Source organism: Pedobacter sp. HMWF019 (genome assembly GCF_003061025.1).
In the GTDB taxonomy this organism is placed as follows: domain Bacteria; phylum Bacteroidota; class Bacteroidia; order Sphingobacteriales; family Sphingobacteriaceae; genus Pedobacter.
The window spans coordinates 1-15,485 of the sequence record NZ_QAIL01000334.1 but is presented as its reverse complement, the minus strand read 5'-3'; the positions used below and the strand labels follow the sequence as shown (position 1 = coordinate 15,485).

The window sequence follows — 15,485 nt, the reverse complement described above, 5'->3', positions numbered from 1 at the left end:
TAATTATAGAAGGAGCAATTAAACGCTTTACCCATTTCGGAATTAATAAAACCACCATGAATGAAATTGCAGACGATCTGTCTGTATCAAAACCTTCCTTGTATTATTATTTCCCAGACAAAAGCAGTTTAATCCTTGGAGTAATCAACAAAATCTTTGATGACTATTTCGAGGCCATACATAAGGAAAAGCCTGCTATAAATTCATTGGAGGCAACGCTGGCTAATTTTATCGAAGTCAAACATCGCTTCTTCCAAAAGTATTATATGCTACACCTATCTTCGGGTAGCAACGACGCTTCATTCAATTCGGATGAATTAAAAAATCATGTCACAAAAATGAAAGAGAGAGATGTAGAAATCCATGCTCACATCTTTCAGGCTGCAGTAGCCCAGGGTGATATTGAGGTTTCTGATCTGAACAAAATCACAGAGCTCTATCTGGAAAGCCTGGCCGGTATCACCTCATTATGTGTAATGCATGGCTACAAAGAATTGATACCTAGCAAAAAAGATTTTAAGGTCATTTTGGAAAAACAGCTCAGCCTGTCGAAAATATTTATTAAAGGACTAAGAAAATAAAACACACAACCGTTATAAGAATGAATCATATTATTAAACAACTAAAATTAATCCCGCTGTTGCTGTTGGGCTTACTTATAGCGGATGCTGCAAATGCACAGCAAACGCTGACGTTAAAAGATGCTTTAAATTATGCTACACAAAATAATGTAAAGCTACGCAAAGCAAAACTCGACATTGACGGCGGAAAGTACAAAACACAAGAAGTAAGAGCCCAGGCCCTACCCCAACTTACTGGTAATGCCGGCTTAACTTATAACCCAATTATCGGCCAGCTGGTAGCCAATTTCGGAGGCACCACACAAGCCATCAAATTAGGTCAAAATTGGAATTCATCTGCCGGAATTCAACTTTCACAACAGTTATTTAATCAGCAAGTTTTCACAGGATTACAAGCGGCCAAATCCAGCGAAGAATATTACAACCTTACTGCCGAATTAACAGAAGAGCAAATCATCGAATTGGTAGCCAACAACTATTATCAGGTATTGGTCAATAAGGAACAACTCAGTGTGATAGACAGCAATATTAAAAACATACAGCTCACTGAAAAAGTGGTCACCAACCAATATGAAAATGGTTTAGCTAAAAAAATTGATGTAGATCGGATCAAAGTAAAACTCACCAACCTGTTAATGCAGCGCGAGCAAACCTCAAGTGGGATTATAAAACTAGAAAACCAATTAAAGTTTGCAATGGGTATGCCTGTCAGCACTGCGGTCATCTTACCAATAACAGAACTTACAGAAGTTACTCAGTTGCCTCAGTTTGCAGATTCTATTGCCCTGGACAACAGAACAGAAATCAAACTCTTGAATAGTCAGGACAAACTTTTATCACTGCAGCGTAAAGCTTATGTTGCAGAGTATTATCCAAGCCTGGCTTTAACAGGAAACTACACCTACAACAGTCAGAGTGATTCGTTTGACTTTTTAAGCTCCAGCCCAGCTTCTATCGCTTATGGTGCATCAGCGGTAGGTCTGACTTTAAAAGTGCCGATTTTTAATGGTTTCTTAACCCGTTCAAAAATCCGCCAGGCCGATGTGGACATAAAAAAAGCAAAACAAGACAGACGTGAATCTATCAACAATCTGAATATGGCTTATGAGAATGCTAAAGCTGACCTCAGGAACAACATGATCACTATTATTTCTCAAAAGCGAAATGCAGAGCTTGCAGATGAAATTTATAAAAGTACGCAAAACAATTACAATAACGGCTTAGCTACCTTAACCGATCTGCTGGAAACGGAAACCTCATTAACCGAGGCACAAAATAGCTATACCCAGGCATTGCTGAACTATAAAATTGCCGAAATACAACTAATAAAATCAAACGGAAATATAAAATCACTATTAAAATGAAAAGAGGAATTATTGTAGCTATCGTAATCATACTTGCTATTGCGGGAATAGCTCTTGTATTGAACAACAACAAGAAAAAGAATGAGGCGACAACCGCATTTATTGCTCAGGGTAGTGGTGCCGTTAGTGTTCGTGTTGCAATCATTAAAAAAGATACCGTGAATCTGGATTTTACTGCAAATGGAAATTTTGTTCCTGTAGCAGAACTGAACCTCCTGAATGAAAATGCAGGAAGGGTAACCAAAATCTATGTGCAGGAAGGTGATCACGTGACCAAAGGCCAGGTATTAGCCCGGATAGATGCAGAGATCCTGAATACAGACAAAGAAACCGCAGAAGCAACCTTGCAGAATGCATTGAAAGATGAAGCCCGTTACAGCAACGCCTTTAAAACAGGCGGGGTAACCCAGCAACAGCTGGACCAGGCTAAACTTGCTGTTGAAAATGCAAAATTAAAATTGCAGGCCTCACAACGTAAGGTAAGTGATGCCAACATCAAATCCCCAATTAATGGGGTAGTGAATAAAAAGTATATTGAAGTTGGAGCATTCGTAAATGCACAGGGCACACAACTATTTGAGCTGGTAGATGTAAGCAAGCTTAAACTCAAAGTTAATGCTAACGAAAGCCAGGTAGCTAACCTGAAACTTGGAAATCTTGTAAAAATAAAATCCAATGTTTTCCCTACAGATACCTATACAGGAAAGATCACCTTTATTGCTGCCAAAGCAGACAACTCATTGAACTTCCCGGTAGAGATCCTGGTAGAAAACAACAAGACCAATACCATTAAAGCAGGTATGTACGGAACTGCAATTTTTGAATTCCCTAAACAGGCGCCCACTATTACTATTCCACGCGGTGCTTTCATTGGAAGTGTAAGCAGCAACCAGATTTTTGTACTGGAAGATGGAAAAGCAAAATTACGTAAGGTAATCGCAGGAAGGATCCTGGGGGACAATGTTGAAATACTGGAAGGCGTAAAAGAAGGAGAAACTGCAATTACCAGCGGACAAATCAACCTGACAGACGGAACTCCAGTGACTACAGTAAAATAAGACGAAGATGAAGATAACTGAAATTTCTATAAAACGCCCCACCCTTGTTATAGTAGTCTTTACTGCATTAACATTGATGGGACTGTTGAGCTACTTCTCGTTGGGTTATGAATTATTACCAAAATTCTCCAACAATGTGGTATCCATCTCAACAATATATCCCGGAGCTTCACCTAATGAGGTGGAGAATACGGTAACAAAAAAAATAGAGGATGCCGTATCCTCCATGGAAAACATCAAAAAACTCAATGCAGTTTCCTATGAAGGCTTATCCGTAGTAACAATTACCTTAACGGAAAAAGCAAACATTGACCTGTCCATGAACGATGCGCAGAGAAAGGTAAATGCCATTCTGGCGAATCTACCTACGGATGTAAAGCCTCCTTCACTCAATAAGTTCTCCCTTGACGACTTACCGGTAATCACCATGTCTGCTTCTGCAAAGATGGATGATGCCACTTTTTACGACCTGATGGACAAGCGTATCGCCCCTATCCTTTCCAGGGTAAACGGCGTAGCCCAGGTAAATCTTGTTGGTGGTCAGGAACGTGAAATTGAGGTAGGCCTGGATGCAGATAAAATCCAGGGTTACGGATTATCCGTACCCCAAATCCAGCAGGCAATCTTAACTTCCAACCTGGATTTCCCTACAGGAAACGTAAAAACCAGCAGCCAGGCCATGACCATCAGGTTATCTGGTAAGTACAAAAACGTAGACGAGTTAAGAAATTTAATTGTGGCTACCACCAAAGCCGGTGCACAAGTTAGACTAAAAGACGTTGGCGATGTTCAGGATGCACAAAAAGAGGTAGATAAAATTGCACGTATTGACAGGAAAGGTGCTATCGCAGTACAAATCATTAAACAAACTGATGCCAACGCCGTAGAGGTAAGTAAGCAGATGCATAAAGTGATCCAAACCTTGCAAAAAGATTACCAGGTCAATAGTCTGAACATAAAAATTGTAAACGACAGTTCCATTTTCACACTGGAATCTGCAGATGCGGTAATCCACGATTTGATCCTAGCTATTATTCTCGTTGCATTTGTAATGTTGTTCTTCCTGCACAGTTTGCGTAATGCAGCTATTGTTATGGTATCTATCCCGGCGTCACTGATTGCGACTTTCATCGGTATCAGCGTATTCGGTTATACCCTGAATTTAATGTCATTGTTGGGGCTTTCCCTGGTGGTGGGTATCCTGGTGGATGATGCGATCGTGGTATTAGAAAATATCTACCGCCACATGGAAATGGGTAAAAACCGTGTTCGTGCAGCATTCGATGCAACCAAAGAGATCGGTTTTACGGTTGTTTCCATTACCTTCGTAATTGTTGTTGTGTTCTTCCCTATCACTGTAAGTACAGGTTTAGTGTCAAACATTCTACGCCAGTTCTGCGTGGTGGTGATCATTGCTACTTTGCTTTCACTGGTGGCTTCGTTTACCATTGTACCCCTGCTCTCTTCACGGTTTGGTAAACTGGAAAAAATTGAGGGCAAAAATGCATTTGGTCGTTTTATTCTTTGGTTCGAAAGACAATTACATACCTTCACCAACTGGATCACAGGCATTTTAAACTGGACTTTAAGACATAAGGCCATTACTATTGTTGGTGTCTTTGTACTATTACTCAGCTCCTGCGGGTTAACCATTGGAGGCTTTATCGGAACAGAGTTCTTTCCTAAAAGTGACAAAGGAGAATTCCTGGTTCAAATCGAGTTACCAAAAGACGCTTCTATAGAGGCCACAAATCAGATGACCCAAAAGGCAGAAGCCTTTTTATCTAAAAAACCAGAGATTGTACAGATGATCACCACTGTAGGTCAGGCCAGCGGTGACTTTGGAGGAACACAAGCTACAGCCTATAAATCAGAGATTGATGTTACCTTAGTGGACCGTTCAAAACGTAAAGATCCTTCCAGTATTTTCGCTACTAAACTCAGCAGGGAACTTTCGCACTACCTGGTTGGGGCCAAAGTTAAAACTGTTCCGATCAGTATTTTGGGTATCGCAGAAAATGCACCGATCCAGCTTGTTGTTATGGGGCCTGATCTGAATAGTGCTATGCAATATGCAGAGGGTGCAAAAACGGTACTGGCAGGCATTAAAGGTTCGGCAGAATTAAAACTATCTGTAGAAAAAGGAAGTCCGGAAATTAACGTGCAGGTAGACCGGGATAAAATGGCAGCCTTGGGCTTAACCCTTCAAACCGTAGGTTCGACTATGCAAACGGCATTCAGTGGAAATACCGACGGAAAATTCCGTCAGGGCGAATACGAATACGACATTAATATCCGTTACCAGGCATTTAACCGCAGAAATATTGATGATGTTAGAAATCTCATCTTTGTAAACAGCAATGGTGACCAGATCAAACTTTCTCAGTTTGCAGACATCAAAGAAGGCTCAGGCCCAAGTCAGCTGGAAAGACGTGACAAGAGTACCTCTGTGACCGTACAGGCACAATCTATCGGAAGACCAACCGGAACTATTGTTGCCGATTTCCAGTCTAAACTGGAGGAGCTGGAGAAAAACGGTCAGTTGAAAAAACCAACAGGCGTAAGTTATGTATGGGGAGGTGACCAGGAAAATCAAAGTGATGGTTTTGGTACGCTTGGTATTGCCCTATTGGCATCCATTATTCTGGTATACCTGATCATGGTTGCTTTATATGACAGTTTTATTTATCCACTGGTGGTCATGTTCTCTATACCACTTTCGGTTATCGGAGCCCTACTGGCACTCGCACTAGCTAACCAGTCCCTGGGTATATTTACCATCCTCGGTCTGATCATGCTAATTGGTCTGGTTGCCAAGAACGCGATCATCCTGGTCGATTTCACCAACCAAATGAAAGCGGAGGGGAAATCTACTCATGAGGCTTTGATCCTCGCCAACCATGCCCGTTTAAGACCAATCCTGATGACCACCATTGCGATGGTTATCGGTATGCTTCCAATCGCCCTTGCCAGTGGTGCTGGTGCCGAGTGGAAAAACGGTTTGGCCTGGGTAATTATTGGTGGTTTAACCAGTTCATTGTTCCTTACCCTCATTGTGGTACCAGTAATGTACCAGGTATTTGACAATATGCTTGAGCGTCTGGGTATGAACAAGAAAGGTAAAACCATGGAAGAACTCATGATTGAACCTTATACCCATAAAGATGTAAAAGAGTACGACCTGGAACATTAAAATACAGGTCATAAAAAATCCCCCGTAATTAAATTACGGGGGATTTTTTTTATAAACGTCAGGACTAAATATGAATAGCCCTGTTATCAGTAGCCGCCATAGCTGCTTCTTTAATCGCTTCTGTATAAGTAGGGTGTGCGTGGCAAATCCTTGCAATATCTTCTGCAGACGCACGGAATTCCATTGCTACAACTGCTTCAGCAATCATATCCGCAGCACGTGGTCCGATCATATGAACACCTAGGATCTCATCTGTTTTAGCATCAGCCAGTACTTTTACGAAACCATCTGTATCCATACTTGCTTTGGCACGTCCACTTGCTTTGAATGGAAAAGAACCTGCTTTATATTGAATCCCTTTTTCTTTAAGCTGTTCTTCGGTATAACCAACAGAAGCTACTTCCGGCCAGGTGTAAACCACACCAGGGATCAGGTTATAATTAATGTGCGGTTTTTGTCCGGCTAAACGTTCTGCCACATAAACCCCTTCATCTTCAGCTTTATGAGCAAGCATTGCTCCTTTAATCACATCACCAATTGCATAAACCCCTGGTACAGTCGTTTCCAAATGCTCATTCACAGGAATTTTATTTCCTCGCTCCTCTGTTTGAATTCCAATATTTTCCAAACCTAAGCCAGCAGTATAAGCAACACGCCCTACAGCAACAATACAATAATCAGCTTCCAGTTTTATTTGTTCCCCTTTAGCGTTGTCTGCAGTTACTGTAACCGTTTTTCCTTTAGCTGTTGCACCAGTCACCTTATGGTTGGTGTAAAACTCCATACCTAAAGATTTTTTTAGTACACGCTGCAGCTCTTTTCCAAGTCCGGCATCCATGGTGCCAATAATAGAAGGCATAAATTCCACTACGGAAACTTTTGTACCCAAACGTGCGTACACAGAACCTAACTCCAAACCAATCACACCACCACCAATCACGACCATTGTTTTTGGAACTTCAGTCAGGTTCAAGGCTTCAGTTGAAGTAATAATCCTTTTCTTATCTATTTTAATAAATGGCAAGGCTGTTGGTTTAGAACCTGAAGCAATGATTACATTTTTGGCTGTAATATTTTCAGAAGAACCATCTGCCTTAGTTATTTTAATGGTGTTTTTATCTACAAAAGATCCCACACCTTCAAAAGCATCAATTTTATTTTTTTTGAACAGGTAAGTTATACCTGCAGTATTTTGTGCAACAACATCATTCTTACGGGCAATCATCTGTGGCATGTTCACCTTCAGATCCTTCAAATCTATTCCATGGGTACCAAAGGTATGGGCCGCATTATGAAAGTGCTCCGAAGAATCCAGTAATGCTTTTGAAGGAATACAGCCCACATTAAGGCAAGTTCCACCAAAAGTTTTATACTTTTCTATAACTGCGGTTTTTAAGCCAAGCTGGGCACATCTGATGGCCCCAACATAACCACCAGGACCAGAACCAATAACAACTACATCGTATTGCATATAATCTAAAGTTTTTTTATTAAACAAAGGTAATCATTCGATCACAAATCCCACACCAGAGCAAACTTATTCTCTATTTTATGAGCATAAGCTGACTCTCTCCCAATACCTCATTCCTGGTATGGTAATTTAAAAATTTTCCTTTCAGCTTGGTAATATGATAGCCCTTAAAACTTTTCAACACCTGCCCTTTAATACCAGCATTTCCCAATGCAGGAAGCATTTCAGCATCCGCGTACAGCAGGTAAGGCTTTGGTGGTAACTTATTGTCTTCCCCCAGGCGATAATGAAAGATTTCCTGATGGGTATAAAAATCAATCGAGTAAGCCAGCCCATTCAATACCCGGACAACTGGCAAATGGTCATTGTTATTTTTATTGATCCAAAAAGCAGCCTCACTATCCGGTTGATATTTCAACAGTTGCGGGTAAAATGCCAGATTGAAATAAAACTGGACAAAGAATGCCACTGCCGCTGCCTGAAACCAAATCTTATGATAAACCTCTTTTTTATTGAAAGTCACCACAAAAAACAGAAGGAAGGCAAACAACATAAAGAAGGCAAAGGAGACAGACAGGTTCTCGGGATGAAAATAAAACTGCAAGGCTGCTACTGCAACGACCATCAGCACAAGAATAATCTGCTGCATCACCTTTACGCGCTGAAAAACTTTTCCGGGTACTAATCTTAGTATATAGCCCGCTGTGATCACAGAGAAAAAAGGAAAAATTATAGTGATATAAAAAGGGAGTTGAAACTTGGAAGCTGAAAAGATCAAAAAAGTTAGCCCCGCGCCACACAGGTTAAACCATTCCGTTTCACGTACTTTTTTCGCACCACTTCTGATGTGCTGAACAACAGCAATATAAAACAGAAAAGACCAGGGCAAATAGGCCCATAAGGTGGTATGCAGAAAGAAGGTGGGATCTCCTGCCGATTTCTTTATAGGCCCGTTATTAAAGAAACGTCCAAACTGGCTATCCCAGAAGAAAAAACGCAGGCCTGAAACGCCATGTTTTCCAAAAACCAATTTTTCCGGATGCAGGTCAAACTGCCTGTACAAACACCACAATTCCGGAGAGATGAAAATCAGGACCAGTATTGCCGCAGCCAGCCAGCGCCAATTAAAAAGCAAAGTCCATTGCCTGGTCAACAACAAATGCCCTACGATTGCACCTGTTACTGGTATCAAAGCAAAAATCCCTTTGGTCATCACAGCGCAAGCAGCAAATAGTGCCCCTAAAGTAATTGGAATCAACCAACCTTGGCGTAACCCTTTATAAAAATAGTAAACAGAAGCCATAATGAAACCCGTCAGATACGGCTCTGCCCTTACATCCATATTAGAGATGACCGTATGCTGTGCTGTCAATAAGATCAATGCAGCCCAAAGCCCCGTCTCTTTAGTATACAGGTCCTTCGCAAATTTATAGGTATACCATACTCCCATCAGCATGATCAAAACTCCCGGAAGTTTGTAAGCCCAAGTGGTAAAACCAAACAGTTTAAATGATAATGCAGCCGCCCAAAACGGAAAATGAGGTTTATCCAGCCAGTCACGTCCTTCAACAAACAGGTCTGAGAAGTTATTATTCACCGCCATTGTTTTAGCAATTGAAGCATACAATGCCCCATCTGGCCCCATAATCGTAACAAACAAACCGCTCAAATTCACAACAACAGCTACAGCAATAAATGCATACAACCATTTTGTCCTTTGATCTGTTAAAGATGATTCTATCATATCAATATCCAATAATTATTGTTTTGAACTTCTGAACACAAAGAAATAGTTTGCACTGAAGTTCCAGAAAAAAACCAGTATGATCGCCATCATCTTACTGATATAAAAGTTAATCATGAACACATGATTAAACAAGTAAATAAAGCAGGAGTTGAACATCAGACCAATGAGTGATACAGTAATAAATGCGGCCATTTGTTTTCCTATTTCATCCTTATTTTTAAAGGTCCAAAGCCTATTTATAAAATAATTGCAGATGACTGCCGTCGTAAACCCAATTGCATTGGCCAGAAATTTATTGATATGGATTACATCTTTAAAAAACCAGGTTAGAGAAAAATCAATCACCAAGCCACAAGCCCCTGTTATTCCAAATTTAATAAAGGATAAAAAACGAGGGGGTATTAAAGATAAAATGTAAGAGAAACTGAATTTTTGTTCCGACATGTGTCCCGTTTGCCTATTATTGTCTAAAGGTACAATCATTTTTTAAGTACAGGAATCAAAATTCAACACCTTTACTGCTCAGCAACATTTTTACACAGTCCGCTACGCTATAAAACCTATTTTTCATCAGTATTTATTTTTTTTATCGGTAATGAAGCTATCAGATTTATTTTTCACCTGTGTTTATGTTCTTTTTTACGCTCAGGAGCTCACAAGTTCGGTTCATTCCACTTTGTGGTTTGAATAATCATGATGGTTTTGTAGGTTTATATCCTTAATCCTAATTCTTATCATGGTCAGATTAAAATCCCTCTACTTTGCTGTGTTCCTTATTTTTACAGCCACCACCCTCTTCGCACAACAAACAGATTCTGCCTACGTGCGCGAAAACTACACCAAAATAGAACGCCTTATCCCGATGCGCGACGGCGTAAAACTATTTACAGCAATTTATATCCCAAAAGAAAAAGGAAGAAAGTTTCCTTTTCTGATCAACAGGACACCTTATACAGTGTCACCTTACGGGGAAGACAAATACAAAACCTCACTTGGTCCTACATCTCTCTTTCTTAAAGAAGGATTTATATTTGTTTACCAGGATGTTCGCGGAAAGTGGATGAGTGAAGGTGAATATGTTGATATCCGGCCGCAGATTGCCAATAAAAAAAGTAAAAAAGATATCGATGAAAGTTCTGATACCTATGATACCATCGACTGGCTGCTCAAGAATATCCCAAATAACAATGGAAAAGCTGGAATTTACGGAATCTCTTATCCAGGCTTTTATTCAACCACTTCCCTTCCCAATGCACATCCTGCTTTGAAGGCCGTATCTCCTCAGGCACCGGTTACAGACTGGTTCCGTGGAGATGATTTTCACCATAACGGCGTTTTATTTCTTGCCGATGCTTTTAGCTTTTATTCAGGCTTTGGCGTACCCCGTCCAAAACCAATTACACCAGATAAAGGTCCAAAAGGATTTGAATTCCCGATTAAAGACAACTACCGCTTTTTCCTGAGCATAGGCGCACTTAAAAACGTAAAGGAAAAATATTTTGGTGATACCATTAAATTCTGGAACGACCTGATGGCTCATGGCACCTATGACAACTTCTGGAAAGAAAGAAATATCCTGCCCCATCTCACCAACGTCAAACCTGCCGTTCTGGTGGTAGGAGGCTTCTTTGACGCCGAAGATGCATTTGGTGCTATCCATACTTACGAGGCTATTGAAAAGCAAAACCCTTCTGCAAAAAACAGCCTGGTTATGGGCCCATGGTTCCATGGCGGCTGGGTAAGAAGTTCCGGCCAAAGTTTTGGAGATATTCAATTTGATCAGCCCACCAGCACCTGGTACCAGCAAAATGTAGAATTTCCTTTCTTCATGCAATACCTTAAAGATGCCGCGCCGGCTCAACTGGCTGAAGCGACTATCTTTGTAACCGGAAGCAATGAATGGAAAAAATTCAGCACCTGGCCCCCGAAAGAGGTAGAGAACAAAACGCTTTACTTTCAAACGAATGGAAAACTAAGCTTTAACAAGCCGGGAACTTCAAATAATTTTGACGAATACGAGAGCGATCCAAACACCCCTGTTCCCTACCAGGCAGGTATACAGGAACACAGAACCAGAGAATATATGATCGACGACCAAAGATTCGCCGCACGCAGACCAGACGTAAAAGTATATCAAACCGATGTACTTCAGGAAGATATCACTCTGGCCGGCCCTTTAACTGCAGACCTGCAGGTATCTACCACGGGAACTGATGCTGACTATGTTGTAAAATTAATCGACGTATACCCTGAAGATGAAAAAAATCCAAGCCCAAATCCAAAAGGACTGATCATGGGTGGCTACCAAATGCTGGTAAGAGGTGAAATTATGCGTGGAAAGTTCCGCAACAGCTTTGAAAAACCAGAACCCTTCCTGCCAGGTAAAGTTACAGAAGTAAAATACAGCCTTGTAGATGTAGCTCATACCTTCAAAAAAGGACACCGCATCATGATACAGGTACAAAACTCCTGGTTTCCAATAGCAGACCGTAACCCACAGAAATTCTTAGACATCTATACGGCCGATGACAAGGATTTTCAAAAAGCAACACACCGTATTTACCACGATGCAGATCATGCATCAGGTCTTAACGTGACCGTTCTAAAACCATAACAGCTGTACAAATGAGAAATGCATCATTAAGTCTGTTTATACTTTTATTCCTGGGGTTAAGCATAAAAGCACAGCCCCTTCATCAAAAAGCAGCATTCAACCGTGCAGATACACTAAGGGGAACATTAACCCCCCTTAGAACATGTTATGACCTCAGCTATTACCATTTGGATGTAAGCATAGACATAGACCAAAAGAGTATTTCAGGAAGCAACGAGTTTGTTTTCACAGCTACTCAGGATTTCAAACGCCTGCAATTTGACCTGTTTTCGAATCTGAAAGTAGAAAAAGTAGTTTATCAGAACCAGGAACTGCCTTTTACGCGGGAGTTCAATGCCGTATTCGTCAATTTCCCAAAAACCATTCGAAAAGGGAGTAAAGATCGTTTTACTGTATTTTATTCGGGTCATCCGATTGTGGCTAAAAATGCCCCATGGGATGGAGGATTTATATTCTCTAAAGACAAATCCGGCACCCCTTGGGTATCAGTAGCCTGCCAAGGACTTGGTGCAAGTTGCTGGTGGCCTAATAAAGACCACCAGAGCGATGAAGTAGACAGTATGCTGGTGAGCATACGGGTTCCAAAAGGTTTAAAGGAAATCTCCAACGGCCGTTTAAGGAGCGTTCAGAAACAAGCCGATGGAACGATCAAATACAACTGGTTCATCAGCAATCCCATCAACAATTACAATGTAACCTTCTACATCGGAAATTATGCGCACTGGACAGACGAGTACCAGGGAGAGAATGGAAAATTAACCCTTGATTATTGGTCCTTAAGTCAGGACAGTGCACAAGCAAAACCACACTGGGACCAGGATGTTAAACCCATGCTTCAATGTTTTGAACACTGGTTTGGGCCATACCCTTTTTACAGCGATGGATATAAACTGGTAGAAGCTCCCCATCTCGGTATGGAACACCAGAGTGCTGTAGCCTACGGAAATCAATTCAAAATGGGCTACCTGGGTAAAGACCTTTCCGGTACAGGCTGGGGATTAAAATTTGATTTTATTACAGTTCATGAAAGCGGACACGAATGGTTTGGCAACAACATTACCTCCAAAGACATCGCTGATATGTGGATCCATGAAAGCTTTACAAATTATTCGGAAGCGCTGTTCACAGAATGTAAAAACGGGAAAGCCGCCGGGGAGGATTATGTCATTGGAATACGGCACAATATTGCCAATGATATACCCATTATTGGCGCCTACGGAGTCAATAAGGAAGGATCAGGCGACATGTACTATAAAGGCGCCAATATGGTTCATATTATCCGTCAGCTGATCGGGGATGATGAAAAATTCCGGAACATCCTCCGGGGTCTGAACAAAACATTTTATCATAAAACCGTAACTACAGCAGAGGTAGAAAACTATATAACCGAAAAAAGTGGGCTTAAATTGCAAAAAGTCTTCGACCAGTACCTCAGACATACATCCATTCCTGAACTGGAATATAAAATTAACGGAAACCAATTATCTTACAGATGGAAGGCCGATATAAAAGACTTTGACATGCCTGTAAAGGTTAGTCTTACACCAAATAACTATACCTATATCTATCCAACCAGCATCTGGAAAACAACAGAAATTGACCCATCCATAAAGGATGAGACCTTTAAAGCTGATCCAAACTTTTATATCACCATTAAATTTTCCAAATAATTTAAAATTGCTGCAACATTCTGAAGAAAATATGGTCTTATTAAAAAACCTTGCATATGAACACATCAGCTAAACTTATTTTATTTACATTGCTTTCTGTTTCTACCCTCGCAGGTGCTGCTGAAAGCCGTCATAACAAACCCTTCCACGCAGTTAAACAGGACCAACAAGTCCGCAATTTCAACGGAGTGGCCATCGGTGGCTCTATTAAAGCCGTCATCAAGATCGGTTCTGAAGAAAGTATCCGTTTTGAAGGAGACCAGGAGGCCATATCTAAACTTAAAGTCGAAGTAAAGGATGGCATCCTTAATGTAAAGCCTGACAACAAATGGAATGACTGGGGCAAAAAATTTGGTAACACAAAAATTGTTGCCTACATCACGGCAAAACGAATCAGCTCTTTGACTATGGGTGGCTCGGGAAGCATCGAAATGGAAAGTCCGCTAAACACAACAGAATTGAGTACAACCATAGGCGGCTCAGGGTCCATCACAGCTAAAGTCTCCCTGAAAAAACTGACTTCCGTTATCGGAGGATCAGGCAACATACAGATTGAAGGCAGAACCGACGAATTCAATGTGACTATTGGGGGCTCAGGTTCTGTCAAAGGAAAAGAACTTTCTGCCGAAAAAGTTACAGCCAGGATCAGCGGGTCAGGAACAGTTTATGTTACAGCCAATAAAAACATCAATGCAGTAATCTCTGGCTCGGGCACCGTACACTACAGCGGAAATGCTTCTGTAGAGAAAACAGTAGTTGGATCTGGCGGTGTTAGAAAAGACTAAAATATCAGGCATAAAAAAATCCCCTTCTTTTCAGAAGGGGATTTTTTTATGCCTGATCCGGATTAGAACTGATACCCAAGAACAAGGTAATTCTCCACATATTTTATCTTTTGACTCGCAGTGTCATACTCATTTCTTCCTGTTGTATGGATCTTCGTTAAATTGATCCATCCTACCTTGGTACTGTTTTGCAAAAACAATCCTTTGGTCAAAAAGAATTTAAATCCCAGCTTGGCAGAAACACCATAACCGGCAAGGTTCCAATAGTTGTTTTCTCCAACATTAAACAAGTAAACCTCACTTCTTGGAATTACAGCACCTACACCAAGTCCTGTTTCCATAGTCAGAGAAGTCTGCTGAGAACGCGGCACCCAAATATCATCATGTCTTTCTACTTCAACACTCGCATAATTCAAACCATCTGTATGCTCAAATCTTAACATATCAGGTCCCACGTTAATTACCTGTCCATTATACTGTCCTGCATAATGACCTGTAGGAATTCCAGGATTGGAAATCATTGGATCAATATGACCTTCAATTTGAACCGATTGAGGAATATCCATTACATATTTCATATGGTCCCAACCCAGGGAAATACTATAATTATCTTTGATAAAATAACCGAAGTGAAAATTGAATTGCGGAATAGTGATCAGACTTGGTTTAAGATAGTCCCAGGTTAATGGCGTTTGTCTATCATGGGCAACCACATTTTTCAATGTAAAATCATAACCAGGCCCTTTAAAATTGATATCACTCTTATCATACCAGGAATGGTTGTATCCCCAGGTTACAAAGAAATCACCCTTTCTGGAAAAATTCCTTTTAACTTCATTTGAGAAAATGCTTTTACCGATTTTCGGACCATCAGCATTTGCGTCAGAAACTTGCTGCGCACTTAATTTTTTAGAAAAAATTAACAAAAAAAAGAGTAAGTATTGTTTTTTCACAGACAAAAATAATTGAATTACAAACAACTCTGTATGAGCAATGTAATAT

General features: G+C 40.7%; 11 protein-coding genes. 7 read left to right on the top strand and 4 right to left on the bottom strand.

Annotated elements, in window-relative coordinates:
- From DBR11_RS18765 to DBR11_RS18750, 4 genes are all read left to right on the top strand, one after another.
- Window positions 1-581: TetR/AcrR family transcriptional regulator (locus DBR11_RS18765; RefSeq protein WP_108554169.1), on the top strand; the 581-nt coding region annotated here is incomplete at its 5' end.
- A gap of 20 nt (window positions 582-601) precedes the next feature.
- The gene (locus DBR11_RS18760) at window positions 602-1,945 is read left to right on the top strand and encodes a TolC family protein (RefSeq protein ID WP_108554164.1); all 1,344 of its coding nucleotides are present in this window, start codon (window positions 602-604) and stop codon (window positions 1,943-1,945) included.
- On the top strand, window positions 1,942-3,003 hold the full coding sequence (locus tag DBR11_RS18755) for an efflux RND transporter periplasmic adaptor subunit (RefSeq protein ID WP_108554163.1): 1,062 nt from the start codon (window positions 1,942-1,944) through the stop codon (window positions 3,001-3,003). The genes DBR11_RS18760 and DBR11_RS18755 overlap by 4 nt, the downstream gene beginning before the upstream one ends.
- A gap of 7 nt (window positions 3,004-3,010) precedes the next feature.
- A complete protein-coding gene (locus tag DBR11_RS18750) occupies window positions 3,011-6,196 on the top strand; it encodes an efflux RND transporter permease subunit (RefSeq protein WP_108554162.1) in 3,186 nt (1,061 codons plus the stop codon).
- Window positions 6,197-6,260: 64 nt separating this feature from the next.
- Here DBR11_RS18750 and lpdA read toward each other — a convergent pair whose 3' ends face one another.
- The 3 genes from lpdA to DBR11_RS18735 are packed head-to-tail and all read right to left on the bottom strand — an operon-like array spanning window position 6,261 to window position 9,858.
- Complete coding sequence (lpdA, locus tag DBR11_RS18745; RefSeq protein ID WP_304594099.1) at window positions 6,261-7,694, bottom strand: dihydrolipoyl dehydrogenase; 1,434 nt, start codon at window positions 7,692-7,694, stop codon at window positions 6,261-6,263.
- A gap of 46 nt (window positions 7,695-7,740) precedes the next feature.
- Window positions 7,741-9,411 (bottom strand): glycosyltransferase family 39 protein, encoded by a 1,671-nt coding sequence (locus DBR11_RS18740; RefSeq protein ID WP_108554167.1) that lies wholly within the window; start codon window positions 9,409-9,411, stop codon window positions 7,741-7,743.
- Between the two features lie 15 nt (window positions 9,412-9,426).
- Window positions 9,427-9,858, bottom strand: a complete 432-nt coding sequence (locus tag DBR11_RS18735) for a GtrA family protein (protein WP_108554166.1) — start codon at window positions 9,856-9,858, stop codon at window positions 9,427-9,429.
- Between the two features lie 292 nt (window positions 9,859-10,150).
- Between DBR11_RS18735 and DBR11_RS18730 the strand changes: the two genes are divergently transcribed.
- The 3 genes from DBR11_RS18730 to DBR11_RS18720 are packed head-to-tail and all read left to right on the top strand — an operon-like array spanning window position 10,151 to window position 14,483.
- Window positions 10,151-12,028, top strand: a complete 1,878-nt coding sequence (locus DBR11_RS18730) for a CocE/NonD family hydrolase (protein ID WP_108554161.1) — start codon at window positions 10,151-10,153, stop codon at window positions 12,026-12,028.
- An 11-nt stretch (window positions 12,029-12,039) separates the two neighbouring features.
- Window positions 12,040-13,698: a M1 family metallopeptidase gene (locus DBR11_RS18725; protein ID WP_108554160.1), complete on the top strand. Its 1,659-nt coding sequence runs from the start codon at window positions 12,040-12,042 to the stop codon at window positions 13,696-13,698.
- Between the two features lie 56 nt (window positions 13,699-13,754).
- Window positions 13,755-14,483: a head GIN domain-containing protein gene (locus DBR11_RS18720; protein WP_108554159.1), complete on the top strand. Its 729-nt coding sequence runs from the start codon at window positions 13,755-13,757 to the stop codon at window positions 14,481-14,483.
- A gap of 62 nt (window positions 14,484-14,545) precedes the next feature.
- Here DBR11_RS18720 and DBR11_RS18715 read toward each other — a convergent pair.
- Window positions 14,546-15,485: hypothetical protein (locus DBR11_RS18715; RefSeq protein ID WP_369974442.1), on the bottom strand; the 940-nt coding region annotated here is incomplete at its 5' end.

Excerpts from the sequence above, each read along its gene's own strand:
- DBR11_RS18725 (WP_108554160.1), top strand. The coding sequence starts at position 12,040 with ATGAGAAATGCATCATTAAGTCTGTTTATACTTTTATTCCTGGGGTTA.
- DBR11_RS18760 (WP_108554164.1), top strand. The coding sequence starts at position 602 with ATGAATCATATTATTAAACAACTAAAATTAATCCCGCTGTTGCTGTTG.
- DBR11_RS18735 (WP_108554166.1), bottom strand. The coding sequence starts at position 9,858 with ATGTCGGAACAAAAATTCAGTTTCTCTTACATTTTATCTTTAATACCC.
- DBR11_RS18740 (WP_108554167.1), bottom strand. The coding sequence starts at position 9,411 with ATGATAGAATCATCTTTAACAGATCAAAGGACAAAATGGTTGTATGCA.
- DBR11_RS18750 (WP_108554162.1), top strand. The coding sequence starts at position 3,011 with ATGAAGATAACTGAAATTTCTATAAAACGCCCCACCCTTGTTATAGTA.
- DBR11_RS18755 (WP_108554163.1), top strand. The coding sequence starts at position 1,942 with ATGAAAAGAGGAATTATTGTAGCTATCGTAATCATACTTGCTATTGCG.
- DBR11_RS18720 (WP_108554159.1), top strand. The coding sequence starts at position 13,755 with ATGAACACATCAGCTAAACTTATTTTATTTACATTGCTTTCTGTTTCT.
- DBR11_RS18730 (WP_108554161.1), top strand. The coding sequence starts at position 10,151 with ATGGTCAGATTAAAATCCCTCTACTTTGCTGTGTTCCTTATTTTTACA.